The organism is Serratia sp. X3 (assembly GCF_014982455.1).
Classification (GTDB): domain Bacteria; phylum Pseudomonadota; class Gammaproteobacteria; order Enterobacterales; family Enterobacteriaceae; genus Serratia; species Serratia ureilytica.
The window spans coordinates 1,228,593-1,254,305 of sequence record NZ_JADCNB010000001.1 but is presented as its reverse complement, the minus strand read 5'-3'; the positions used below and the strand labels follow the sequence as shown (position 1 = coordinate 1,254,305).

The following is a 25,713-nucleotide window of genomic DNA, read 5'->3' as shown; positions in this document are numbered from 1 at the left end:
AGAAAGTGTAAATGACCGCCGAATCCCACTGCAGCCCTACTGGCATCAGCCTTGAAGACACCGGCTATGGCTACACCCTGTCGGTGATCAACGGTAAATACAAAATGATTATTCTCTACTGGCTGGCCTTGTATAAGCCGGTATTGCGGTTCAACGAACTGCAGCGCTGCATCGGCACCATTTCGTACAAGACGCTGAGCTCGACGTTGAAAGAGCTGGAAAAAGATCGGTTGGTGGTGAGGAAGGAGTATCCGCAGATCCCGCCCAAGGTGGAGTACAGCCTGTCCGAGCGCGGGCGTTCGCTGATCCCGGTGATCGACATGATGTGCGACTGGGGGGAGCGGCACCGGCCGGAATCGCCGGTGCCGTGAGGGGTTAGTTGTCCGCCGCCGCTGAGGTTGCCGGCGCGGGTTCATCGTGCTCAACCAGCGCGTCCGCCGGCCGGCACTGGCGCAGCGTGCGCACGCTGAAGGCCACCAGCACGCCGAGCACTGCGGCGAATGCGCCAAACGACAGCACGCTCATCAATGGGGTGAACACCCTGCCCAGTACGCCGAGCCCCAGCGCGCCAATCGAATCGCCGGTCACGTCCTGCGCGGTGCCGAGGCTGTTAACCCGCCCCAGCAGATGATCCGGCGTGTTGCTCTGGATCAGCATGAACTGCAAGAGCGAGGCGATGGCATTGGCGTAGCCGTAGCACACCAGCGCCAGCAGCGCCGGCGCCAGGTGGCTGAACAGCCCCAGTGACGCGATGGCGGTGAACGCGACGATAGCGGCGATCAGGATCAGCACGCCAGGGCGAGGGAAACGCCCCACCCAGCCGCTGGTCAGCGCGCCCAGCATCGCACCGAGCGGCACTGCGGAGTACATCAGGCCAATAGAGGACGCGCCGACGTGGTAAGCGTCCTGCGCCAGCGCCGGAAACAGTATCCTGACGGCGCCGACGATGCTCATCAACATCCCCAGCAACACCACCGAGCCGACCACCTTATTGCGCCAGACAAACTGGAAGCCGCTGGCGAGCGCTCGCAGCGGGTGTTCCGGCTCCTGCTGCTGCGGCAGCAGCGTCGGCAAGCGCACCAGCGGGACCAGGGTGCCCAGCGTCCCGGCCGCCGCGACGGCGAAAGCGAGACCGACGCCGCCGAACACGATGATGATCCCCCCCAGCGCCGGCGCCAGGATCGCGCCGATGCGCACCGTCACCATGCTCAAGGCCCCCGCCGCCGCCAGGTTTTCGCGCCCGACCAGCAGCGGGATCACCGCCATCAGCGCCGTCATGCCGAGCGCGCCGAAAAACCCGTCCCACGCCGCCAGCAGATAGAGCGCCCACAGCGACGGGGCCGGCGCGAAGGCGTTCAGACTCAGGGCGACAAAGCCCAGTCCGCAGGTGCCGCGCGCGAACAGGATCAGCTTGCGGCGATCGTAGCGATCGGCGAGCACCCCGCCCAACATCAGGCCGATAAACATGCCTGCGCCGTCCAGCGCCACCGCCACGCCCACCTGCAACGTGGAGCCGGTCATCGCCTGGATCTGAATCGGCACCCCCACCGCCAGCATGCCGAGTGAAAACACCGACAGCATGCGGGCGCAGAAAATCGCGCGAAAATGCGCATTGCTTCTCAGCAAACTGAAATCAAGAAAAAAAGAAGGTCTGGCCATAGTGTCCTGCATATCATGTTTTAGTACGGGCCGTGGCGCACGCCCGGCCCGGTTGCGTTATACCAACCCGTATTGCCGCGTCAGCAGCGAATGCAATAGCGGCCCGAGCGTCTCCAGCGAGACCGGCGACAGAATGTCCGCGTGCTCGCAGCCTTGGTGATGACAGATCAGCCGATCCAGATACGGCGCCCACACGGCGTTGATATCCATCAATGGCGGCAGCGTCCGGTCGGCGACAAACAGCGTTGCCGTGCCGTGGAAACGCCGGCTGCGCGCCTGAGACAGAAGGCGCACCGCGTCGCGATAGTTGGCGACGATGCTGTCGAACATCGCCGCCTTCTCCGCCATCAGCGCCGGATCGCCATGATCTTCCGCCATAAACTCGGCCTGTTCCTGCGCCACCTCCTTCTGCGCCTCTTCCTCGGTGGGGCCGGTCCAGTCCTGGCCTTCCGGCGGATAGGTATCCAGCATGCCGAGGAAAGCCACCTCTTCACCCTGCTGCTGCAGACGCGCGGCCATCGAATGCGCCAGCGTGCCGCCGAGCGAATAGCCCAGCAGGTAGTAAGGCCCCTGCGGCTGCAGGCGGCGCAGAGTGGCGAGATGACGATCGACCATCTGCTCAATGTCCTCACAGGTGGCGATGACGCCGTCCGGTCTTGGCGACTGCAGACCGATGATCGGGTAACTCCCCGGCAGATACCGGCTCAGCCCCGAGTACTGCCAGGCGAAACCGGAAGCCGGATGCAGGCAGAACAGCGCCGGGCCTTGGCCCGCCCGCAGCTGCAGGCACTCACCGACGCCGCGGCTCTCGGCCGAGTCGGCGGCCTGCGCGTCATCGAGCAGGTGCGCCATTTTCTCCAGACTGCGGGCGAACATGATCTGCCCAACGCTCAGCGGCCGGGTGACGCGCCGACGCAGCTCCGCCGCCAGGCGCATCGCCAGCAGCGAGTGGCCGCCCAACGCGAAGAAGTCGTCGTCGGCATACACCGTCTCGCGCCCCAGCAGTTCGCTGAACAGCGCCGCCAGCAGGCGCTCGCTGTCGCTATGCGGCACGCGGCCGCTCTGCGGGCTCAGCTGCGGCCGAGGCAACGCCTTGCGATCCAGCTTGCCGCTGGCGCTGAGCGGGAAGCTGTCGGTCATGACATAGCTGACCGGCATCATGTGCGCCGGCAAACGCGCCTCCAGCGCCTGATGCAGGACGGCGGTATCCAGCGTCACGCCCGGCTGGGCGATCAGCCAGGCAACCAACTGCCGCATATCGGCGCCGCCCAGCCCCGTCGCGCCCTCACCCAGTTCGATGGCGTGGACCGCCGCCTGCGCTACTCCCGGCTGCGCCAGCAGCGCCTGTTCGATTTCGCCCAGTTCGATGCGCTGGCCACGGATCTTCAGCTGATCGTCGCTGCGCCCCAAATACTCGACGCTGCCGTCTTCCAGCCAGCGGGCGATATCGCCGGTGCGATACATGCGCGCCCCGTTGCCGGCGGGATCGGCGACAAACCGCTGTGCCGTCAATCCCGGCCGATGCAGATAGCCGTCGGCCAGCTGAATGCCGCGCAGGTAGAGATCGCCGGCGCAGCCGACGGGCACCGGCCGCAGCATGGCGTCGAGAATGCTCAGTTGGGTGTTCCAGACCGGTTTGCCGATCGGCACGCCGGCGCCGCTCACCGCCGCCAATGCCTCGCCGGACGCCGGTTGATAGGTGACATCGACCGCCGCCTCCGTCGGGCCATACAGGTTATGCAGCGGCGCGGCGACCAACGCCTGGTAGCGGGATGCCAGTTCACACGACAACGCCTCACCGCTGCAGAACACGCGCTTCAGGCTGGCGGCGGCGCGCTGCGGCGCACGTTCGTTCAGCGCTTCAACCCAGATAGCCAACATGGACGGAACGAAATGCAGCGTGGTTACGCCATAGTCGTCGATCAACGTCGTCAGCGCCTGCGGATCGCGGTGCGCCTCCGGCGGCGCCATCACCAGACGCGCGCCGACCATCAGCGGCCAGAAGAACTCCCAGACGGAAACGTCGAAGCTGCACGGCGTTTTCTGCAATACCACGTCCTGCGCATCGAGCGGATACTCATGCTGCATCCAGAACAGACGGTTGACGATCGCCCGGTGGTTCACCACCACCCCTTTCGGCCGCCCGGTAGAGCCGGAGGTATACAGGACGTAGGCGGGATAATCGCCGTTCCCCGCCGGTGCGCGCTGCATCGGTTCGCGCCCGCTGTCGTCCAGCGCATCGAACCGCAACGTCGGCGCCAGCGCGGCAAAACGGGCATCCAGGGCGCTCTCGGTGATAATCAGCCGTGGCCTGGCGTCTGCCACCATGTAGGCCAGACGCTCATCCGGGTAACCGGTATCCAGCGGCAGCCAGGCGGCGCCGGTTTGCACAATCGCCGTCAGCGCCAGGCTGAGGCGCACGGAACGCGGCAACGCCACCGCGACGATATCGCCCGGTTGAATGCCCGCCGCCGTCAGCCGTTCGGCCAACAGCGCGGCCTGGCGCTGCATGTCACGGTAGCTGAGGCTGTGCCCGGTATCCTGCAATGCGATGCGTTCGGGCGTGCGCCGCGCTTGATCGGCGATCGCCTGATGCAAGGTGGTGTCCGCTACCGCCTGGGCGGTGCGGTTGACCGCCGCGATCAACGCCTGTTCCTGCGGGGTTTGCAATTGCCAGCGCGGCAACGGCAGATCCGGTTGCGCAATCCATTGTTGCAGCAGCGCCATCAGCCGCGCGGCGAAGCGTTCAGGCTGCGGCACCGAGTTGCGGTACTCCATCAGCAGACGCAGACGCTCGCCCGGCAGCACCAGCAACGTCAGCGGATAGTGGGTATAGCCTTTGTTGCGGATGGCGTCGCAGCGAAGGGAACCTGTGCCGCCGAGCAAGGCATCGTTGTCCGGGTAGTTCTCCACCACCAACAGCGTATCGAACAGCGTGCCCGCGCCGGCCAGGTGCTGGATCTCACCCAATCCCAAATCGTCGTGCTCCAGCAGTTCAATCTGCCGGTGTTGCAGAGCGGTCAGCTGTTCCGTCAACGGCCGGCCGTTTTCCAGCCGTACGCGTACCGGCAGCGTGTTGCTGAACAGGCCAACGTGCTCTTCCACACCGTCGATCTGGCCAAACCGCCCGGAAACCGGCGAGCCGAACACCACGTCCTGATGGCCGCAACAGCCGGCCAGCTGCAGCGCCCAGATGCCCTGCATCACGGTATTGAGCGTCAGCCCGCGTTCGCGGCACAGGGTCAGCAAACGCTGTTCCTCCGCCGGCGGCAGCGTCATTTCCAGCTCAAACACGCGGTCGTCCTGCGTCTCGCCAAACAGCAGCGTTGGCCGCACGTCCTGCAGCGTCTCGCGCCAGATGCGGCGCGAGGCGTCGGCATCCCGCGCGGCCAGGCGGCGCACGATATCGGCATAGTTCGAACGCAGCGGCGGCAACGCCGTTATCCCTTCACGCAATGCGAGCATCAGATCGTTGAGCACCACCGGCGTCGACCAGCCATCGACGATCAGGTGGTGGGCATTGAGGAACAGCGTGCAGCGTTCGCTCTCGCCGTGTTTGACCCACAGCGCATGCAGCATCGCGCCCGGCTGGTTAAACAGATCGCGCTGCAGCTCTTTCTGCTCCAGCTCATTCAGCGCCTGCATTTCTTGTTCGGCGGACAGCGGCGGCAGCCTGTGGCTGTCCAGTGGCCAATGGCTTTCCTGCGGTATCAGCTGCAGCGGTTCGCCTTCGCGGTTGAACCGGGCGGCCAGCTGCGGATGGCGGCGGATCACCGCATCCAGCGCCTGCTGGAGCCGTGGCGCATCCAGTTCGCCGCACAGGCTCAGGCGCGTCAGCGAGTTATAACTGCCGCCCTGCTGCGCCGTCTGGGCATGGAACAGCAGGCCGTGCTGCAAAGGCAACAGCGGTAGCGCATCGGCCAACGGCCCATACTCCCGCTCCCAGGCGCGCAGCGTTTCATCGTCGACGTTCGGTTGGGCGATCTCGGCCGCCGTCAACGTTGCCGCTGCGCGTTCGGGATGCCGTTCGGCAAACTCGCACAGCGCACGCACGGCCTGCTCGATGCCCCTATGCAACGCCTCGATGTCGCTCGCGCTGAAAATCCCCTCCAGCCAGCTCCAGTTGATCGCCAGACACGCGCCGTCGCGCCGCTCTTCGACAAAGATGTTCACTTCCAGCCCGTAACACAGCGCCTGCTGCGCATCCTGCGCCACGGCGAAGGCGTCGCGGAAACGGGTCCGGCTGCGCTGCGGTGTCCAGTGTCCCTCATCCTGGCCGAAGCGCCCGAGGTAGTTGAACAAAATCTCCGGCGCATTGCGCTGCGCCAGCGCGGCCAGTTCGTCACGCTGCGGATGCAAATAGCGCAGTTGACCATAGCCGATGCCGCGATCGGCCACCGCGCGCGTCACCCGTTTCACCGCGCGCACGGCCTCGTGGTGTTCGGCGTCATGCAGTTCGATGCACAGCGGGTACTCCGCCGTCAGCCAGCCGACGGTGCGCGCCAGATCGAGGCTATCGTCCAGTTCGGCGCGGCCGTGCGACTCCAGCGAAAAACGCAGTGAAGCGGCCTGGAAATGACGCCGGCAGGCCAGCGCCAGCGCGCACAGCATGATCTCTTCGACCTGAGCGCGGTATCCCTGCGGCAAGGCGCCCAGCAGCGCGGCGGTCAGCCGGCTGTCGAGCAGCGTACGCCGTTCGCTCACCGAAGCGAGACGATCGGTCTGCGGATCCAGCGCGCGTCGCCCCAAGCGCGGTACGCCGTCCGCCAGCATCTGCCGCCAGAACGGCAGTTCGGTTTCCCGGCGTTCGGCGTCGGCCCGTAAACGCGCGGACCACTCATAGAGTGAGGTTTCCTCCGGCGGCAGCGCGATCGGCTGCCCCTGCATGGCGCTGTCGGCCGCTTGCCGCAGTTCGTCGAGCAGGATGCGCCAGGAAACGCCGTCAACCACCAGGTGGTGGATCGCCAGCACCAGCCCGAGGCTCTGCCCGTCACGCTGCAACAAGATGGCCTGCATCATGCTGCCCTCGGCCGGATTGAGGCGCGCCAGCGCGGCATCAAACGCCTGTTCCGCCGCGGTTTCCAGATCGCCGGATACGGGATGAGGCTGCATCAATTCACCGGCGGCGGCGGTTTCAACCACCAACTGGCCGTCGTGGATCCGCGCGCCCAGCGCCGGGTGTGCCGTACGCAGCTGTTCCAACGCATCACGCAGCTGTGCCGGTTGCAATTCGGCAGGCACGCGCAGGAAAACGCCGTGCGCGAAGCGACGATGCATGTCGCCCGTCTCGGCAAACCAGTGCAGGATCGGCAGCCCGTCGATCGGGCCTTGCTGCACGCTGCGCGCGGCCTGAGATCCAACGGCCAGCGGCTGCATCGCCTGCGCCATGCGCGCGGGGGTGTGCAGCGCGAAGATCTCACGCGGCCGCAGCAGATACCCGTTGCGCCGCAGGGCGGTGCCCAGCCCCATCGCCGAGATGCTGTCGCCGCCGAGCGCGAAGAAATCGTCGTCGGCGCCGACGCGCTCCATCCCCAACAGCTGCGCCATGGCGCGGCAAATCAGCCTTTCCTGTTCGGTGGCCGGCTCGCGCAGGCTTTGCGCCAGCGTCTCCTGCGGTTTGGGCAGCGCCTGACGGTCAATCTTGCCGTTAACGTTAAGCGGCAGCTCCGGCATCACCACCAGGATCGCCGGCACCATGTAATCCGGCAGACGCTGCGCCAACTGCGCCAGCAGTTCGTTTTGCAGCGCGGGTGAGGCGCGCCGCGCGTCATCCTGCACCGAGCAGTAACCGATCAGGCGATAGGTGGCGCCGATCCGCTCGGCGATCACCACCGCCCGCCCCACGTCCGGCAAGGCAGCCAGTGCGCTCTCCACTTCACCCAGTTCGACGCGGAAGCCGCGCACTTTGATTTGGTGATCGGTACGGCCAATGAACACCAGCTGGCCGTCCGCGCTCCAACGCATCAGATCGCCGCTGCGGTACATCACCTCGCCGTCGACGAACGGATTGGCGACAAAGCGCGTCGCCGTCAGATCCGGGCGGCGCAGGTAACCGCGCGCGATGCCCTTGCCTGAAATGTACAGTTCCCCCGCCGCGCCGATCGGCACCGGCTGCAGGCGACTGTCGAGCAGCCAGACTTCGGTATTGGCCAGAGGGCGCCCGATCACCGGCTGGTCTGCGGCCGTGACCGGCGCGCCGAGGGTATCGACGGTGTATTCGGACGGGCCGTAATAGTTATGGATCTCGACTTCCGGATGCTGCCGCATAAGGTTCCACAGCGTCGGCGTCGCCGCCTCGCCGCCGATCATCACAAACGCCGGCAGCGGGAACTGTCCCTTCAGCAGGCCGCAATCCACCAACTGCGAGAGGAACGACGGCGTGATGTCCAGCAGATCGATCGGGGTCTGTTGGGTTTGTTCGAGCAGCGCCCAGGGGTCGCGGCGCAGCTCTTCATCGAAGATAACCAGTTCGCTGCCCATCATCATGCAGAACAGCGGCTCCCAGGAGGAGTCGAAAGAGAACGAAGCGGTATGCCCGGCGCGCAGACGCCGCCCGCGGCGAGCCTGGAATTTTTCAATCGCCGGGCCGAACAGCGAGGCCTGATGCGACAAGAACAGGTTCAGCAGCCCGCGGTGCGTGGACATCACGCCCTTGGGTTTGCCGGTTGAACCGGAGGTGTAAATCATGTAGGCGAGATGCGCTTCATTCAGCGGCGCACGCCGCTCTTCGTCCGATATCGGCGTGGCTTCGGCGGCCGCGCAGCGCGCCAGGCACGATGCGTCGTCCAGGCACAATACCTGCGGCAGATCCGGCATGTTGGCCCGCGTGGCGCTGTGGGTCAGCAGCATCACCGGCCGCGCGTCGTCGCACATCAGCGCCAGACGTTCACGCGGATAATCCAGATCGAGCGGCATGTAGGCCGCGCCGCTGGCCAACACGCCAAACAGCGCGACCAGCGTGTCCACCGAGCGCGGAATGCCGATGGCGACCACGTCTTCGGCGCCGATGCCGCTTTCGATCAGCACGCGCCCCAGTTGCATCACCCGTTCACTGAGTTGACGGTAGCTGAGGCGCACATCGCCGCAGGTCACCGCCAACGCCTCGGGCTGTCGCTCAACCTGACGCTGGAAAGCGTCCATGATCGACACCATGCCCGCCGGCGGCGTCAGCTCAGCGCCGCGCCCCCAGGTCGCGAGTTGGCGCAGCTCCCCTTCGCTGACCAGCGCCAGTTGACCGTTCGGCTGATGCGGCCGCCGCGCCAGCTGCTGCAGCCAATGGCCGATGCGCTTTGCGTGACAGTGTAATGTACGCGGCGAGTATTTGGCCGGGTTGGCCACCAACGACAGCGTCAGCACGCCGCTTCGAAAACCGATCTCAAACTCGAGGTCGTCGACCGGCCCCATCGCCAGCGTATGGGTAACGGCCGCTTGACCGTCGAAGGACAAGGCGCTGTGGTAAACCTTAACGTTGACCACCGGGCCGTACAGCTCCTGATGGCCGCCGACCAGGCCGAGATCGCGTTTGATCTGCTCCGCCTCATAGCGTTGATGGCGGCGCACCTGTTTGATTTCCGCCGCGGTGGCCTGGCAGACGTCCGCCAGCGACATCTCCGGCGTCACGTTCAGCAGCAGCGGCAGTACGTTAACCACCGGGCCGACCGCCGCCAGCGCCTGCGAGCCCATGCGGCGCATGAAAGGAAAACCGATGGAGAACCGGGTTTCGCCGCTCATGCGCGCCAGATACATCGCCAGCGCCGCCGTGACGATATCGGCCGGTTGCAACGACTGCAGCGCCGCATCGCGCAGCGCTTCGTCAAACAGCGACTCCGGCAGCACCAGCGCCTGTTTGAGCGGGCGAGCGCCCGGTTCGACCTCGCGGTTTTCCGTCGCCAATGACAGCGGCGACGGCAGATCGCGCAGATGCTGCCGCCAGAATTCGGCCGCCCGCTGGCGTGCGGGCGACGTTTGCCATTGCTGAAACTCTTCCACCACCTTGCCGAACGGGGTAAACGGCGAGGCCGCCGGCGACAGCCCGTGGCGCAGCGCGCGGTAGATATCGGCGATCCGGCGGGTGATGGCCTCGAAGCTGAAGCCGTCCAGGGTCAGATGATGAAAGCGCTGGTACCAGAACCAGCGATCGGCGCTGATGCGGATCACCGCATGGCGATAGAGCGGGCGCTCGCCGTCCGCGGGCAGATCCTGTGCCAGATCGTCGTGCATCAGCGCCAGCGCCGCCTGCTCGGCGTCTGGCCGCGCGCTGAAGTCAAACCACTCCGGCGCCAGCACCCGCGCGGGATCCGCGTTCAGCGGTAAACGTTGCACCGGCTGGCCGTCCTGCGCCTCAAAGAAGCGCGCCTGAACCGTATCCGCTTCCGCCAGCCCCTGGCGAATCGCGCGCTCCAGCGCCGAACGATCGATATCGCCGTGCAGTTCGGTGTAGTGCGCCACGGCGAAGCTGTTGCGCCGCAGCGCGATTTGGTCGGCAATCCAGATCCCCGGTTGCGCCGCAACCAGCGGATAATCCCGATACTCGACCTGAGTATCGGGCAATGAAAGCGTTTCTGACATGGTGTCTGTCCTTTTCCTCAAACGGAATGTAGCGATGTGGCTGTGCGGCGATTAACGCGGCGCATCCGCCGCTTTCAACGACGCCGGCCGCATGTCCTGCCAGTGCGCTTCGATATAGTCGATACATTCACCGCGCGACGCCGGCCCCATCAACACGCGCCATCCCGGCGGCGTATCGGCAAACTGCGGCCACAGCGAATACTGCTGTTGCGCGTTGACCAACACGGAGAAACGGAGACTTTCGTCATCGAACGGGTTTTGTTGTTCCTGAGTCATTTGCCTTACCTGTCTGTCAAAATGTGGGATTACTTCATTGCGGAAAGCAGCCGGCGCACGCCGTCCACCAGACCGCCGCGCCAGCAGAGCGCGTCATGTCCGCCGGAATACACGCGGTAGTCGGCACGGTGCCCGGCCGCCGTCAGCGCCTGGTGCATCTGGCGATTGACGAATTCGATGTCCGCCTCCCGATCGCCGGCTTGCTGAATCACGGTGAGCGTCGGCGCGGTCGCGCCGCGCTGCCGAACCTGGCGTATCAACCAGCCTTCCTCCAATTCGTGGCGTTTTTCAAACTGGGTAACGAATTGCACCGTGGGCCACCAGAAGGAGCCGGACTGGCTCAGCACATGGCCGAAGCGCTCGGGCCAGTGCAGGCCGGCGTATAACGCCGCCAGCCCGCCGTAGCTCTGGCCGGCGACCACGGTGCGCGCCCCCTCTTCGCTGAACGGTTCGCGCCGCTGCGCCTGCGGCAGCAGTTCGTCGATCACCGCCTGCCAAAAGGCGGCGTTGCAAGGCAGCTCGTTTTCCCGGTGTTCGCCATCGATCGCATCGATCAGCAGCCAGCACGCGGGCGGCAGATGCCCTTTTGCGGTCTCGTTCTCAATCACCGGCAGCAATGCGTGCCTTTCGATCCAGTTCTGGCCGTCGAGCAGCAGCACCAGCGGGCGGTTCGCGTTGTCCGCCGCCTCGCCGCCGGCATACAGCCACACGCGCCGCCGGGTGCCCAGCCGTTCGCTGTGCCAGTGAAAAAGCTGGAGCCGCGCTTCATCCAACGGCCGATCGGCGGCCTGCCAGGCGCTTTGGTCGTCCGCGTCCGGCCCCTGAGCCAGGGAAACGGCGCGCGGGCGATAAGCCGGCCCCAGCGAGGTGCGATTCAGCGGATCGGCGATCGCTAACGGCAACAGCGATACCCACCAGGCGCGCTGCTGGCGATCGCGCAACGTTTCGTCGTCGCTGAAGACGGGAGGAAGATCCCGCGCCGTAATCGGGATCAGGCTGTAACTGCCGCGCCAGCGGCGATCGACAACGGCCGCGCCGTACCAAACGTCGGTGCCGGGGAGTCTTTTCAGGCTGCTGGGGGTCGTGCTGTGATGGTCGGTAATGCCGTTGATATCGGCATAGACCCGGCATATCGGCGAGTGCCGCTCGTCGCCGGCAGGATCGCGCCATAGCCAGGTCATTCTGACGTGCTGTTCATCGTGCGCGTCGACGACAGGCGTGCCATGAGCGGCAACCTTCTGCCACCATGCGGGTTGCCCCGCCGTCGCCTCACGCAGCCAGTGCGCCGCCAATCCCTCATGGCCGTGTTCTGGCCTCTTTTCCGGCAAAAACTCCATAGCGCCCCTTACATAACGTGCGTGACTTTTACAAAACCTGACAATCGTATTGATACTCATTATCATTTTCAATACTATTTGTCGGATTTTTGCCGTCGTGCAAACGCGACGTCTCCGCGTCGACGAGGGAAAGCGTATTCATCGGCATTGCGGGGTTTATCAGGGTGGCATTACACACAAAAGTAGGCATGCAGGAGAGATAATGAATATTAGAAACAAAGGGATAGAAAACGATAGCGCAGAGGCGATGTCCGCCAACCGGCTGTTGCTGGGGGCGACGCTGGCGCTACTGCCCTTCGCGCAAAACGCTTTTGCCGCGGCGGACGAGACGATGGTGGTGACCGCCGACGCGCAGAGCAGCGTGACCGCGCCCGTCAAAGGGATCGTCGCCAAAGAGAGCGCCGCCGGCACCAAAACCGCCGCCCCGCTGAGCAAAACCCCGCAGTCCATCTCGGTGGTGACGCGCGAGCAAATGAACGATCAGGAACCGGCGTCGGTCGCCGACGCCTTGAACTACACCAGCGGGGTGATCACCACCTATCGCGGCAATTCCAACCGCAATGACGAAGTGATCAGCCGCGGCTTCCGCTACGCGCCCAAGCTGCTCGACGGCCTGCACTTTGGCCTCTCGAGCCAAAACGGCGGCGCCGGGCAGATCGATCCCTGGTTGCTGGAGCGCGTGGAAATGGTGCACGGCCCAGCCGGCGTGCTTTACGGCCAGGTCAGCCCCGGCGGCGTGATGGTGATGACCAGCAAACGCCCTACCGCCCAGAGCATTCACGAAGTTAAATTCAGCACCGGCAACCGTCATCTGGCGGAAACGGCGTTCGACTTCGGCGGCAAACTCAACGACGACAACACCCTGTTCTATCGCCTGAACGGTATCGCCAGAACCGAACATGAGTTTGTCAAAGACAGCAAGCAGCAACGGGTGGCCATTGCCCCGGCCTTCACCTGGCTGCCGAACGAAGACACCAGCTTTACGCTGCTGACCAGCTATCAGAACGATCCGAAAGCCGGATCGCGCAACTTCCTGCCGCGCGCCGGCACGCTGTTCCCGACCAGCGCGGGCTATGTGCCCTATGACTTCAACATCAGCGAACCCAGCTTCAACAAGTCGCGGCGCGAGCAGGCGTCGATTGGCTACAGCCTCGAGCATAACTTCAGCGATGCGCTGTCGTTTACCCAGAACCTGCGCTTCACCCACCGTGATGAGGACTATAAATATCTGGTTTATAACGTAAACTCGAAGGTCAACGACCACACCGTCACCCGCATGGCGCAGCATGAAACGCAGATGACCAACGAGTTTGGCGTGGATAACCAGCTGAAGGGCCTGTTCGATACCGGCGAGGTGAAACACACGGTGCTGGGCGGATTGGATTACCGCTACAGCCATATCGATTCGAAGATGTATCGCGATCGCGGCAACGATTACCCGATCGACTGGGCCAACCCGGTTCGCTCCAGCATCGATGGCAGCACGCTGGCGCTTGCTTCCAGCGATTTGAAGACGCTGAATCAGATCGGGGTGTATCTGCAGGACCAGCTGGAGTGGAATAACTGGAACCTGCTGCTGTCCGGCCGTCAGGACTGGTCGCAGGTCAACACCCGCGATCGCACCAGCGGCGGCAAAGAGCAGACCTACAATGATGCCCAGTTCACCGGCCGTGCGGGCCTGCTCTACGCCTTCGACAACGGCATTTCGCCGTACGTCAGCTACAGCACCTCATTCGATCCTAACCTGTATCCGAGCGCGCCGGGGGCAGACCCGCTCAAGCCGACCACCGGCAAACAAACCGAGGTGGGCGTGAAGTACCAGATCCCGGGCGGCAACACCCTGCTGACCCTTTCCTGGTTCGATATCACCCAGCGCAATGTGGCGTCCTATAACCGACTCACCTCCGCCTACGAGCAGATCGGTGAGGTGAAATCCAAAGGGATTGAGGCGGAAGTGCACGCTCAGCCGACGCCGGAGATCAAGCTGATCGCCGCCTACACCTACACCGACGTAGTGACCAAAGACTCTAACGCGGCGGACGAAATCGGCCACAGCCCGGCGGGCATTCCGCGCCACGCGGCGTCCGCCTGGGGCAGCTACAGCTTCCTGAGCGGCGCGCTCAACGGCCTGACCGTCGGCAGCGGCGTGCGTTACATCGGCGATGCGCCGGCCGACGCCATCGGCCAGTACGATGTGCCGCACTACACGCTGTACGACGCCATGGTGAAATATGATCTCGGCCAGGCCTCGCCGGCGCTGCGCGGTGCGGCGCTGCAGCTCAACGTGCAGAACCTGACGGACAAGAAATACGTTTCATCCTGCAGCGGCGAGTACGCCTGCTTCTACGGCAGCGGCCGCAGCGTCATCGCTTCGGTGAACTACCGCTGGTAACGAAAATGGGCGGCCAGCGTCGTAATGCGTGTCAGTTAGCGTTTTTCTGAAGGTATTGGTGACGTATTTCGGTCGATAAATGTGAGATGCACCATGAAACTCATGCGCCTCGACCGAGCAAGGGACCGTAGGCGCGGTCCCTTGCAACCCGCGCCTTTGCCCTATCAGACGGTTCAGCCCATCCCTGGGCCTCGCCCCTTCGGGGCCGCTGCAAGCAGCGTTCAAATCTGCTCCAGGCAGATTTGTCCTCCCTCCGCCATAGCGCATTGAGGCCGGCTGCGACAGGCGTCCCTGCCTGTCTCACCTGAAACCGCCGTCCGTGGCGGTTTCGCCTAATGCGCTATGCCTACGTTCGGCGTCTTCAAGGGCGTCCAATACCGTGCTCATCTCCGATTTCTCTTCTCTGCCATAACCTCATAAGGGACAGGTTGCCCGGTAGCTGCCAGCTCTGGTGTTGACCTTAGGCGCGCATCACTGGCTGCCGAGCAAGACGGCATTGTCAGGGGCAACCGGCCAGGGAAGGCCGGTTGAGGCGAGACTAACAGGGACGTTTGTCGCAGCCGACCCGCCCGACAATGCAGACGCGGCGAGGGTATCCGCATAGCGGACAGACGGTGTTAAGCGAAGGCGCGGGTGGAGGGGCCGCGCCTTCGGCCCCTCCAATTGCCGTTCTATTGTGGTAACAGAGAAATTCGGGGTATTTACGGCAATTTTTCCTGCACGGCGCTGACAGAGACCGGATAAAAAATGCCAGTCAGGTTTACGGCCAGCGCCGCTCCTTTCTTCCACCTTTCCCGCCGCGTTTACTCTTGCTTCAATTCCCGCAGATGCTTGTACACCGTAGCGCGCCCCATCGACAGCACGTTGGCGATATAGTCCGCCGCGCTTTTGGCCTTGAACGCCCCCTGATGATAGAGATCGCTGACCAGCCGCCGTTTCTGTTCGCGGCTCAGCGCGCCGAGCGCCGCGTTCTCGCGCCGCAGCCAGTCATGCAGAAAGGTATTGATCTTCTCTTGCCAGTCGTCTTTGAACAGCTGTTGTGGCTGCGGCTGCAATCGCGTGACCGACAGGAACATATCCAGCGCGTTGCGGGCGTCCTCGAACATCGCGGTGCTCAGGTTGATGCACAGCAGATAGCTGGGGTTGCCCTGCTCGTCGCGCGCGGCTATGCTCACCGAGCGCATCTTTTTACCGTCCCAGTTCAGCTTCTCGTAGGGGCCGGTCACGTTGGCGCCGCCATCAAACGTGAAATCTTCCAGCCCCGCGTCGTCGCCCGGTTTGCGCTTCGACAGGTTGTTCGCCAGGTAGGCTATCTTGTTGGCGGCCAAATCGTGGATCACCACTTCCGCATTCGGGAAAAACAGGGCCGCGATGCCGTCGGCGACCGACCGCAACAGTTCAAGTTGAGAAGAAGAATTCGCCACGCTGGGGTGTCTCCGTATAGCCCGGTTTGGTTTGTTGTTCAGCCGCTTAGCATACCGCAGTTGCCGCCGCTTGCCGAGCGGATGGCGTTGGTTCCCCCTTCACCGCCGGCTGCGCCGCAAGTGACCTTTTATCCCGACGGGGGCATGATTGGCCATTGCCGGTCGCCTGCGAAATAACGCCCGCCCCTTCAAAGATGAAACGGAAATAGGTTAACCACGCCGTTCACCTACCGTTTTTTATTTAAAAACCGCTCCCTTGCCAATGGCATTAATAACCACATCACTGTTATTGAATTATTGCTTCAGTTCGTTGGAAAGTTGATTAGCAAACTCCCTTATGCAAGAAAAATCTCATACAAATCATCATGTTTTACATAGAGCAAAGCGCTGATTCAGATTATTCCTAATTTTTTATTTCAGACATCAGGAATAAATTTAACCTGCAGTACTGCAATAAGGATGCAGCTTAATTTGAGTTGTATAAGCAATTTAATTTAAAGGACTTTTATTATGAATTATGAATCCAAGGCGGACTGTTCCGTCAACAGCTACATTATTGAAATTTCAAGTTTTAAACTGCCGGCCTCACTCAGCCCTGAAGCGTTTGCCGTATTGGACAAGCGCGTAGAAGAGGAATTTATCTCGAACCAGAACGGGTTTATTTCGCGTGACTCGGGCATCAGCGTAGACAATGAGCCTCGCTGGGTGAACATTGTAAAATGGGAGACGCTGTTGGATGCGGATGAAAACATCTACCAATTTACGCAAGCTTCCGCGCCGGCGTCCGTCAAAGAATATCTGGCGAGTATCGGCGCTGAACCGGTGGAATTACAACGCTATCAGCATACCGGCGCCTAATGCGTAGCGGATGGCCACGCCACCGCGGCGCGGTCTTCTTTAAACGCTGATTCGCCAAATCAGAACGGGTGGCCGGCCGCTCGCGGTCACCCGTCCGTTTCAGGTGAACACGCTTTTCAGCCCACTCTTCTGCCGCAATACAGTAAAACAGCCCCGAATCATGCTTCTCGCTGCCCAGGCAAAACGCGGCGGCAGACGGCGTTTTAACAGGATTTTAACGCTGCCGAGGGGAAACGCCATTGTCAACATAGCAGTTAAATAAAATGAAACTTTTTGATCACATTCAAGCTTCTGAAAAATAGATACAAAGGGTTTTTATGCGTTTTATATGCATAAAGTATGCATGTGCCCGCTAACGCCCGGCGAAAAGTAATTAACTATTCATTTACCGCCCTGCAGGCGGCGAAAAACCGTCCGCTGGCCCGATGAGCGGGGGGCTAACAACCGGCATAATTAGTGGTAAATTTAGCGGCGCAAAGTGTTATGCGCTTGCTAATCCACGGTTAAACGAAATAAATACCTCTAAAATATAAAGGTTGGTTATGGAAAAGCTATCCTACGCTTCAGACAGCAGCACCACCGCTTGGGCTACATATCTGCAACAAATCGATCGCGTCGCCCCTTACCTCGGCGACCTCTCACGCTGGGTTGATACGCTGCGTCACCCTAAACGCGCTTTGATTGTTGATATCCCGCTGCAGATGGACGATGGCACCATCCGTCACTTCGAAGGCTTCCGCGTACAGCACAACCTGTCGCGCGGGCCGGGTAAAGGCGGTATCCGCTTCCACCCTGACGTCGATCTGAACGAAGTGATGGCCCTGTCCGCCTGGATGACCATCAAGTGCGCCGCGGTCAACCTGCCGTACGGCGGCGCCAAGGGCGGCATCCGCGTCGATCCGTTCAAACTGTCTGAAGGTGAACTGGAGCGACTGACCCGCCGCTACACCAGCGAAATCGGCTTCATCATCGGGCCACAGAAAGACATTCCTGCGCCGGACGTCGGCACCAACGCCAAAGTGATGGCCTGGATGATGGATACCTACTCCATGAACCACGGCACCACCATCACCGGCGTGGTCACCGGTAAGCCAATCCACCTCGGCGGCTCCCTGGGCCGTGAGAAAGCGACCGGCCGCGGCGTGTTCGTCACTGGCAGCGAAGTGGCCAAGCGTCTGGGCGTGCAGATCGAAGGCGCCAAAGTGGCGGTGCAAGGCTTCGGTAACGTGGGCAGCGAAGCGGCTCGCCTGTTCGTCGGCGTCGGCGCTCGCGTCGTCACCATCCAGGACCACTCCGCTACCCTGTTCAACGCCAACGGCATCGATCTGGCCGCGCTGACCGAATACCAGGCCAAGCACAAACAGATCGCCGGTTTCCCAGGCGCCAGCGAGATCGAAAGCGAAGCGTTCTGGTCGGTTGACATGGACATCCTGATCCCTGCGGCGCTGGAAGGCCAGATCACCCGTCAGCGCGCCGAAATCCTCAGCGCCAAGCTGGTGCTGGAAGGGGCTAACGGCCCAACCTTCCCAGAAGCGGACGACATTCTGCGTTCCCGTAACATCACCGTGGTTCCGGACGTTATCTGTAACGCCGGCGGCGTAACGGTCAGTTACTTCGAGTGGGTGCAGGACATGGCGAGCTACTTCTGGAGCGAGTCAGAGATCAACGAGCGTATGGACAAGATCATGACCGACGCGATGGTCCACGTCTGGAACAAGGCCGCCGAGAAAGAGTGCAGCCTGCGCACCGCCGCTTATATCGTGGCTTGTGAGCGCATCCTGACCGCACGTAAAGAGCGCGGCATCTACCCAGGTTGATGTCCGTTTCCCGGCCTGCTCCGGCAGGCCGGATTTTCCTCAGCGCAAACAGCGTTTCAACACCTTACCGGTACTGGTCATCGGCAAGCGTTCGACAAACTCGACGATACGCGGATACTTGAACGCCGCCAGCCTCTCCCGGCTCCAGGCGATCAGCGCCTCTTCCTCGAGCGGCTCCTCCGTTTCTTTCAACACCACCACCGCTTTGATCTCTTCACCCAGCGAAGGATGCTCGACACCGATCACCGCCACCAACGACACCGCCGGATGGCGAATCAGCGCCTCTTCAATCTCGCGCGGATAGACGTTGAACCCGCCGCGAATGATCATGTCCTTAGCCCGATCGACGATGAAATAGAAGCCGTCGGCATCGCGGCGCGCCAGATCGCCGGTGCGGAACCAGCCGTTTTCCAGCACTTCCGCCGTCGCCTCGGGGCGGTTCAGATAGCCTTTCATGATGTTGTAGCCGCGCACCGCGATCTCTCCCACCTGATCGACACCGTCGATCGGTTGCCCGGTGACGTCGAGCAAGCGAACCTCCACGCCCCAGATCGGTTGGCCGATGGAGCCGGGTTTGGTCACGCGGTGCGGATGGTTAAAGGTGGCGACCGGGCTTGTTTCCGACAGCCCATACCCTTCGAGAATGTTGACGCCGAAGCGGCGCGAGAAATCCTCCAGGATCTGCACCGGCAGGCTGGCCCCGCCGGACACCGCCATACGCAGCGTGCTGCGCAGGCGCTCGATATCCGTATGCTCATCCAGCGCATTCAACAACGCCCAATACATGGTCGGCACGCCGGCAAAAAAGGTAATGCCGTGCTGCTGCATCAGCGCGATGGCCTGCGCGGCGTCGAAGCGTTCGACCAGCACCAGGGTGGCGGCGGCGGAAAATCCGGCATTCATCTGCACCGTCGAACCAAACGTGTGGAACAGCGGCAACGTCACCAGATGGCGATCGGGATCCGTTTCCGAGCCATCGAACAGCCGCACCGATCCCAGCGCGTTAAGCACCAGGTTGGCGTGGGTCAACTCCGCCCCTTTGGCCCGGCCGGTGGTGCCGCTGGTATATAGCACCACCGCCGTGTCGCTTTCGAGCGTCGCGGCCGAAGCGAACTCGGTGGCCTGTGCGGCTATCGCCGTGCTGAAACGTTCGCCTTCGAGCGGCAGCCGATCGCCGATGATAAACACCTCACGGCATTGCTCCGCCTTCGCCGCCGCCCGCAGCGCCTCTTCCCCCAACGGCAGGCCGCTGCTGCCTTCGAAGCAAAACAACGCCACCGCCGCCGAGTCCGCCAGGTAATAGTCGAACTCTGCGCTCTTAAGCAGAATATTGAGCGGCACCACCACCGCGCCGCTTTTGAGAATGCCGTAATAGATAGCCGGAAACTCCGACCGATTGGGGCAGGCCAGCGCCACCCGTTCACCGGGCTGCACGCCGCGCGCGACCAGTAAATTCGCCACCCGGTTGGCCATTTCATTCAGCGCCCGATAGCTGAGCGGTATATCGTCCTGTATCACCGCCGGCCGTTCCGGCCAGGTGCGCGCACTTTCTTCAAGCAAGGTAGCCAGATTCAGCATCGGGGATCCTCCCTGGGGTTGAGCGGCGAGAAAGCGCCGCAGTATCACGAGTATAGATAGGCGCTTTGCGGTTCGCATTCCCAGGGGCGCTGGGCTATACCTTAGGCATTCCCCCTCCTGCAGGAGTTGTGATCATGAACAAGAAAAAAATCCTGATGCTGGTCGGCGACTACGCCGAAGATTACGAAACCATGGTGCCGTTTCAGGCATTGCAAATGCTTGGCCATTGGGTGGATGCCGTGTGCCCCGACAAAGCCGTCGGCGACTACATCCAGACCGCGATCCACGACTTTGACGGCGCGCAGACCTACAGCGAGAAACCCGGTCATCGTTTCACCCTGAACGCCGACTTTACCGCCGCCAAAGAAGAACACTATGACGCGCTGTTGATCCCCGGCGGTCGGGCGCCCGAATACCTGCGCCTAAATCCCGACGTGATCGCGCTGGTGCAGGCGTTCGACGCCGCCAAAAAACCGATCGCTGCCGTTTGCCACGGCCCGCAGCTGCTGGCGGCGGCCGGGGTGTTGAAGGGCCGCACCTGCAGCGCCTACCCGGCTTGCGCCCCGGAGGTGCGGCTCGGCGGCGGCCACTATGCGGAGATCGGCATCGATCAGGCGCACGTCGACGGCAACCTGGTCACCGCCCCGGCCTGGCCGGCGCATCCGCAGTGGCTGGCGAAGTTCGCCGAGCTGCTGGAGCAGTAACCTGGCGCTAGCGCAATTGCTCGATAAGAAAATGGATGTCGTACAGCCAGCGTTTGGCGCGCGCCGAGCGCACCAGCATCGATACGCACAGCGGCCGGGTGTGTTCTTTACAGGCGGAGGGGGAAAACCAGCGCCCGGTATTGCTCGGCGGCTGGAAATACAGCTCGTGGTTGTAGTTGCTGCTGTCGACGCCGAAGGTATCGAAGTAGCGGCGCATCAGCGTGTTGGAGTCGCTGAACGACAGGTTGAGCGCGGTGTTAATCTCCGTTTCCGGGGTGATGACCGCCCCCTTCTTCTGCCGCCCTGGCGCGTTGAATGCGGCGATAAGCGCGATGACCTGCTGCTGAATGTCTTCTGCCATGACGACCTCGAGCCGATATGAAGAAAAGGTGAATACAATTATCTGTCTGACTCTGCCCGCCGCGGCGAGTTCGGGCCGCCGCGCGGGTTTTCCGTTTCTTTACACTTTCCATAAGTAAACCGCGCGCCGCCCAACTCGCGGCGCGCGCGGTCGACGGTTAGCGGCTGAGCGCCGCCTTATCGGCGATGACGCCGTCCCCCTGCCGCTCGGCGGCAACCCCGCCGCCCAACACTTTATACAGGGTTGCCTGATTGTCGTACGCGGTCTGCTGTGCGGCGATCAGAGACTGCTGCGCCGTATACAGCGTGCGCTGCGCGTCCAGCAGCGTCAGGTAGCTGTCCACGCCCTGGCGGTAACGCAGTTCGGCCAGGCGATAATATTGCTGCGCCGCCGCCACATAGCCGGTCTGTGCCGCCAGCTGTTCCTCCAGCGTGGCTTTGCGCGCCAGCGCGTCGGCGGTTTCCTGAAATGCCGTCTGCACCGCTTTCTCATAGGTGGCGACATACAGGTCTTTCTGCGCCTGGGTGTAGTTGAGCTGAGCCGTGTTGTAGCCGCCGCTGAAGATCGGCAGGCTGATGCTCGGGGCGAATGACCAGACGCCGGCGCCGTGGCTGAACAGCGACGAGAGTTCACCGCTGCCCACGCCGCCGCTGGCGGTCAGGCTGATCGACGGGAAGAATGCCGCCCGCGCCGAGCCGATGTTGGCATTGGCGGATTTCAGGTTATGCTCGGCCTGCAGCACGTCCGGCCGCGTCAGCAGCACCTGCGAAGACACCCCGGCCGGCAGATTGCGCATGATTTCGCCGAGCGCATCGATACCGCCGGGCAGCAGGTTTTCCGGCACGCTTTGCCCCACCGCCAAATCCAGCGCGTTTTTCGCCTGCGCGGCGAGGGTGGCGTAGCTGGCGGCGTCCGAACGCGCCTGCTGATAAACGGTTTCCGCCGACGCCACGTCGACCAGCGACGAAATGCCGTGCTGTTGATTGTTGCGCGTCACGTCCAGCGAACGTTTGGCGCTTTCCATCGTCTGCTGCGCCACTGCCAGATTGCTGCGCTCGGCCGCCACCGCTACCCAGTCGGTGACGATATCGGCGATCAGCGTCAGACGGGTGCTTTTCGCCGCTTCCGAGTTGGCCAGATAGGTTTCGAACGCCGCCCGCGACAGGCTGGCGTTCTTGCCGAACAGATCCAGCTCGAACGCGCTGACGCCGCCCTGCGCTTCGTAGCTCTGGCTGATGGCGGTGGCATTGCCGTTGCCGGTCAGCGAACGCCCGCGGCTGCCGTCGGCGGTGGCGTTGATCGTCGGCAACAGCGCCGAGCGCTGCTCACCGTACAGGGCGCGCGCCGAGGCGATATTGGCGATCGCCTCGCGCAGATCGCGGCTGCTGTTCAGCCCCATCGCCACCACCTGCCGCAGCCTGGCGTCCTGCACATAGTCGCGCCAGGCGACGTCCGGGTAGCTCAACGCCTGTTTGCCGGCGGCCTCGCCCTGCGGCAGGTTGGCGGGCACCGGCGCCGCCGGGCGCTGGTAGTGCGGATCCAGCGACAGACACCCGCTCAGCAGCAGCGGTAAAGTTAACATCATGACTCGTTGCAACACGTTATTCTCCTGCCTGCGACGGCGAGTTGGCGGCCCGACGGGTAAACATGCGGCGCACCAACACATAAAACAGCGGTACGAAAAAGATCGCCAAGGCGGTGGCGGTGATCGTGCCGCCGATAATGCCGGTGCCGATGGCGATTCGGCTGTTGGCGCCGGCGCCGCTGGATACCGCCAGCGGCAGCACCCCGGCGGTGAACGCCAGCGAGGTCATCAGGATCGGTCGCAGGCGCATGCGCGCCGCGTGGACCGCCGCGCCAATCAGCGTTTCCCCCCGCTGGTGCATCTCCTCGGCGAACTCGACGATCAGAATGGCGTTCTTCGCCGACAAACCGATGATGGTGAGCAGCGCCACCTGGAAGTAGATGTCGTTTTCCAGCCCGCGCAGCGTGATCGCCAACAGCGAACCCACGATGCCCATCGGCACCACCAACATCACCGCAAACGGAATCGACCAGCTCTCATACAGCGCCGCCAGACACAGGAACACCACGATGAGCGAAATGGCGTACAGCGACGACGCCTGGCCGCTGGTCAGCCGCTCCTGATAGGACAGTCCGCTCCAGGAGTAGCTGCTGCCGGCGGAGAATGTGGCCGCCAGTTTCTCCATCTCGCTCATTGCCGTTCCGGAGCTGACGCCGGCGGCGCCCTGCCCGGTGATCTCGAACGACGACAGCCCGTTATAGCGCGACAGGTTCTCCGGCCCGTAGATCCAGTGCGAAGACGCAAAGGCGGAGAACGGCGTCATGCTGCTGGCGCCCGATGCATTGGTGCCGCGCACAAACCAGCGGTCGAGGTCTTCCGGCTTGGCGCGGTACTGCACGTCGCCCTGCATATAGACTTTTTTCACCCGGTTGCGGTCGATAAAGTCGTTGATGTAGGTGCTGCCGAACGCGCTGCTGAGGGTGCTGTTGACGTCCGCGGCGCTAAGGCCGAGTGCCTGCAGTTTGCCGTTGTCTATCGCCACCTGCAGCTGCGGGGTGTCCGGCAAGGTGTTGGCTCGCACCGCCAGCAATGCCGGATTGTTGCCGGCGGCGACGACGATCTGGTCGCGCATCGCCTGCAGCTCGGCGCGGGTGGTCGCCCCTTTGGCCTGCAGCTCGAAGGTGAAGCCGTCGGACTGACCGAATCCGTCGATCGCCGGCGGGCTCATGGAGAACACCTGGGCGTCGCGCAGCGAGGCGAAGTGCGCCATGGCGCGTTTGGCGATGGCGTCGGCGGTGTTTTCGCTGCCGCGGCGTTGGCTCCAGTCTTTGAGGCTGACGAACGCCATGCCGGCGTTTTGCCCGCTGCCGCTGAAGCCGAAACCGTTGATGGTGAAAATGGTGCTGACGTTGGCCTTTTCCTGGTTGAGGAAATAGGCGGTCACCGCTTCGCTCACCGCCGAGGTGCGCGCGTTGGTGGCGCCGGCCGGCAAGGTGTACTGCACCATCACCGTGCCCTGATCCTCGTTGGGCAGGAAGCCGGTCGGCAAACGCAGATACATCACGGCGGCGGCGATCAACAGCAGGCCGTACAGCAGCAGATAGCGCGTTGGCCGGTGGATCACTGCGCCGACCTTGTCGGCGTACTTCGCCTGCAGCCGGTCATAGCCGCGGTTGAATTTGCCCAGCAAGCCTTTGTCGGTCTGCGCGTCGTGAGCGGGTTTCAGCAACGTGGCGCACAAGGCCGGCGCCAGCGTCAACGCCAGCACCACCGACAACACCATCGAGGAGACGACGGTGATCGAAAACTGGCGGTAGATCACCCCGGTGGAGCCGCCGAAGAACGCCATCGGCAGAAACACCGCCGACAGCACCAGCGCGATGCCGACCAGCGCGCCGGTGATTTCGCGCATCGATTTCTCCGTCGCCTCGCGCGGCGGTAGCTTATCCTCGCGCATCACCCGTTCGACGTTTTCCACTACCACAATGGCGTCATCCACCAATAGCCCGATCGCCAACACCATGCCGAACAGCGTCAGGGTATTGATCGAATAGCCGAACGCCGCCAGCACACCGAAGGTGCCCAGCAACACCACCGGCACGGTAATGGTCGGGATCAGCGTGGTGCGCAGGTTTTGCAGGAACACGAACATCACCACCACCACTAACGCCACCGCTTCAAACAGCGTTTTCACCACCTCTTCGATCGAGATGTTGATGAAGTCGGTGCTGTCTTTCGGGTAGGCCACCTTATAGCCCTGCGGCATGGCGCTTTGGTATTCCGCCACCTTGGCCTTTACCAGCTTGGCGGTGCTCAGGGCGTTGGCGCCCGCCGCCAGTTTGACCGCGATCCCCGCCGCCGGGTGGCCGTTGAGGTGCGCGCTGGCGGAGTAGTCTTCGTTGCCCAGCTCAACCCGTGCCACGTCGCCCAGCCGCACCAGCGCCCCGCTGCTGTCGCTTTTCAGGATGATATTGCGGAACTGTTCCGGCGTTTGCAGCCGCGACTGCGCCTTCACCGTGGCGGTCAGTTGCTGGTCAGCGGCGGCCGGCAGATCGCCTATCTTGCCGGCGGACACCTGGGTGTTTTGCGCCTCGATCGCCGTCTGCACGTCGGAAGGCATCAGCGAAAAGCTCGCCAGTTTGGTCGGATCCAGCCAGATGCGCATCGCGTATTCCGAGCCGAACACCTGCACGTCCCCGACGCCCTCGATGCGCGACAGCGGATCCTGCAGGTTGCTGACCAGATAGTCGGAGATATCGGCCATCGTCGCCTTGTCGCTTTCGTCATACAGCCCGACGATCAGCAGAAAGCTGCTCTGGGATTTTTTGACCGTCACGCCCTGCGCGGTAACGGCGCTCGGCAGACGACTTTCCGCCTGCTGCACCTTGTTTTGCACCTGCACCTGGGCGATATCCGGATCGGTGCCCTGCTCAAAGGTGACGTTGATACTGACCGAGCCGCTGGCGCTGCTGGTCGATGAGAAATACAGCAGGCCGTCCAGGCCGGTGAGCTGCTGCTCAATCACCTGGGTGACGCTGTTTTCCAGCGTTTCCGCGTCCGCGCCCGGGTAGGTGGCGGAGATGGCGATCTGCGGCGGTGAGACGTCCGGGTACTGCGAGACGGGCAATGAATTGATCGACATCAGACCGCACAGCATGATGATGATGGCGATCACCCAGGCGAATACCGGACGCCGGATAAAGAACTGCGCCAT

General features: G+C 62.9%; 14 protein-coding genes. 5 read left to right on the top strand and 9 right to left on the bottom strand.

Annotation, left to right across the window (positions count from 1 at the left end; translation table 11 throughout):
* Window positions 1–11: 11 nt before the first annotated feature.
* Window positions 12–371, top strand: coding sequence for a helix-turn-helix domain-containing protein (locus tag IMX17_RS05805; RefSeq protein WP_046898334.1), 360 nt, complete (start codon window positions 12–14; stop codon window positions 369–371).
* Between the two features lie 4 nt (window positions 372–375).
* Here the strand turns inward: IMX17_RS05805 and entS are convergent, their stop codons facing one another.
* The 4 genes from entS to fes are packed head-to-tail and all read right to left on the bottom strand — an operon-like array spanning window position 376 to window position 11,840.
* Window positions 376–1,659 carry an enterobactin transporter EntS gene (entS, locus tag IMX17_RS05800; RefSeq protein ID WP_182264448.1) on the bottom strand — a complete coding sequence of 428 codons (1,284 nt, stop codon included), beginning with the start codon at window positions 1,657–1,659 and terminating at the stop codon, window positions 376–378.
* Window positions 1,660–1,716: 57 nt separating this feature from the next.
* Window positions 1,717–10,227 carry a non-ribosomal peptide synthetase gene (locus IMX17_RS05795; protein ID WP_193549442.1) on the bottom strand — a complete coding sequence of 2,837 codons (8,511 nt, stop codon included), beginning with the start codon at window positions 10,225–10,227 and terminating at the stop codon, window positions 1,717–1,719.
* A 51-nt stretch (window positions 10,228–10,278) separates the two neighbouring features.
* Window positions 10,279–10,503: an MbtH family protein gene (locus IMX17_RS05790; protein WP_033643114.1), complete on the bottom strand. Its 225-nt coding sequence runs from the start codon at window positions 10,501–10,503 to the stop codon at window positions 10,279–10,281.
* Window positions 10,504–10,532: 29 nt separating this feature from the next.
* Window positions 10,533–11,840, bottom strand: a complete 1,308-nt coding sequence (fes, locus tag IMX17_RS05785; protein WP_227414464.1) for an enterochelin esterase — start codon at window positions 11,838–11,840, stop codon at window positions 10,533–10,535.
* A 202-nt stretch (window positions 11,841–12,042) separates the two neighbouring features.
* On the opposite strand from fes, the gene IMX17_RS05780 reads away from it, so the two are divergent.
* Window positions 12,043–14,232 carry a TonB-dependent siderophore receptor gene (locus IMX17_RS05780; protein ID WP_046898330.1) on the top strand — a complete coding sequence of 730 codons (2,190 nt, stop codon included), beginning with the start codon at window positions 12,043–12,045 and terminating at the stop codon, window positions 14,230–14,232.
* 803 nt (window positions 14,233–15,035) lie between these two features.
* Here the strand turns inward: IMX17_RS05780 and IMX17_RS05775 are convergent.
* Window positions 15,036–15,656: a transcriptional regulator gene (locus tag IMX17_RS05775; RefSeq protein ID WP_042784528.1), complete on the bottom strand. Its 621-nt coding sequence runs from the start codon at window positions 15,654–15,656 to the stop codon at window positions 15,036–15,038.
* A gap of 510 nt (window positions 15,657–16,166) precedes the next feature.
* On the opposite strand from IMX17_RS05775, the gene IMX17_RS05770 reads away from it, so the two are divergent.
* Window positions 16,167–16,514, top strand: coding sequence for an antibiotic biosynthesis monooxygenase (locus IMX17_RS05770; RefSeq protein ID WP_046898329.1), 348 nt, complete (start codon window positions 16,167–16,169; stop codon window positions 16,512–16,514).
* A 542-nt stretch (window positions 16,515–17,056) separates the two neighbouring features.
* The gene (locus IMX17_RS05765; RefSeq protein WP_033643119.1) at window positions 17,057–18,331 is read left to right on the top strand and encodes a Glu/Leu/Phe/Val dehydrogenase; all 1,275 of its coding nucleotides are present in this window, start codon (window positions 17,057–17,059) and stop codon (window positions 18,329–18,331) included.
* 39 nt (window positions 18,332–18,370) lie between these two features.
* Here IMX17_RS05765 and IMX17_RS05760 read toward each other — a convergent pair whose 3' ends face one another.
* Window positions 18,371–19,909, bottom strand: a complete 1,539-nt coding sequence (locus tag IMX17_RS05760) for a long-chain fatty acid--CoA ligase (RefSeq protein WP_193549441.1) — start codon at window positions 19,907–19,909, stop codon at window positions 18,371–18,373.
* A 134-nt stretch (window positions 19,910–20,043) separates the two neighbouring features.
* On the opposite strand from IMX17_RS05760, the gene IMX17_RS05755 reads away from it, so the two are divergent.
* On the top strand, window positions 20,044–20,613 hold the full coding sequence (locus IMX17_RS05755) for a DJ-1/PfpI family protein (protein ID WP_182264444.1): 570 nt from the start codon (window positions 20,044–20,046) through the stop codon (window positions 20,611–20,613).
* A gap of 7 nt (window positions 20,614–20,620) precedes the next feature.
* On the opposite strand, the gene IMX17_RS05750 is transcribed toward IMX17_RS05755, so the two are convergent.
* The 3 genes from IMX17_RS05750 to IMX17_RS05740 form a co-directional block, all read right to left on the bottom strand.
* Complete coding sequence (locus tag IMX17_RS05750) at window positions 20,621–20,974, bottom strand: DUF1493 family protein (RefSeq protein WP_033643122.1); 354 nt, start codon at window positions 20,972–20,974, stop codon at window positions 20,621–20,623.
* Between the two features lie 157 nt (window positions 20,975–21,131).
* The gene (locus IMX17_RS05745; protein ID WP_288446333.1) at window positions 21,132–22,574 is read right to left on the bottom strand and encodes an efflux transporter outer membrane subunit; all 1,443 of its coding nucleotides are present in this window, start codon (window positions 22,572–22,574) and stop codon (window positions 21,132–21,134) included.
* 1 nt (window position 22,575) lies between these two features.
* A complete protein-coding gene (locus tag IMX17_RS05740) occupies window positions 22,576–25,713 on the bottom strand; it encodes an efflux RND transporter permease subunit (protein ID WP_193549440.1) in 3,138 nt (1,045 codons plus the stop codon).

What these genes read in the sequence shown, in the direction of transcription:
- entS (WP_182264448.1), bottom strand. Translation starts at nt 1,659, where the DNA reads ATGGCCAGACCTTCTTTTTTTCTTGATTTCAGTTTGCTGAGAAGCAAT.
- IMX17_RS05760 (WP_193549441.1), bottom strand. Translation starts at nt 19,909, where the DNA reads ATGCTGAATCTGGCTACCTTGCTTGAAGAAAGTGCGCGCACCTGGCCG.
- IMX17_RS05780 (WP_046898330.1), top strand. Translation starts at nt 12,043, where the DNA reads ATGAATATTAGAAACAAAGGGATAGAAAACGATAGCGCAGAGGCGATG.
- IMX17_RS05805 (WP_046898334.1), top strand. Translation starts at nt 12, where the DNA reads ATGACCGCCGAATCCCACTGCAGCCCTACTGGCATCAGCCTTGAAGAC.
- IMX17_RS05770 (WP_046898329.1), top strand. Translation starts at nt 16,167, where the DNA reads ATGAATTATGAATCCAAGGCGGACTGTTCCGTCAACAGCTACATTATT.
- IMX17_RS05765 (WP_033643119.1), top strand. Translation starts at nt 17,057, where the DNA reads ATGGAAAAGCTATCCTACGCTTCAGACAGCAGCACCACCGCTTGGGCT.
- IMX17_RS05755 (WP_182264444.1), top strand. Translation starts at nt 20,044, where the DNA reads ATGAACAAGAAAAAAATCCTGATGCTGGTCGGCGACTACGCCGAAGAT.
- IMX17_RS05750 (WP_033643122.1), bottom strand. Translation starts at nt 20,974, where the DNA reads ATGGCAGAAGACATTCAGCAGCAGGTCATCGCGCTTATCGCCGCATTC.
- fes (WP_227414464.1), bottom strand. Translation starts at nt 11,840, where the DNA reads ATGGAGTTTTTGCCGGAAAAGAGGCCAGAACACGGCCATGAGGGATTG.
- IMX17_RS05795 (WP_193549442.1), bottom strand. Translation starts at nt 10,227, where the DNA reads ATGTCAGAAACGCTTTCATTGCCCGATACTCAGGTCGAGTATCGGGAT.
- IMX17_RS05790 (WP_033643114.1), bottom strand. Translation starts at nt 10,503, where the DNA reads ATGACTCAGGAACAACAAAACCCGTTCGATGACGAAAGTCTCCGTTTC.
- IMX17_RS05740 (WP_193549440.1), bottom strand. Translation starts at nt 25,713, where the DNA reads ATGGCGCAGTTCTTTATCCGGCGTCCGGTATTCGCCTGGGTGATCGCC.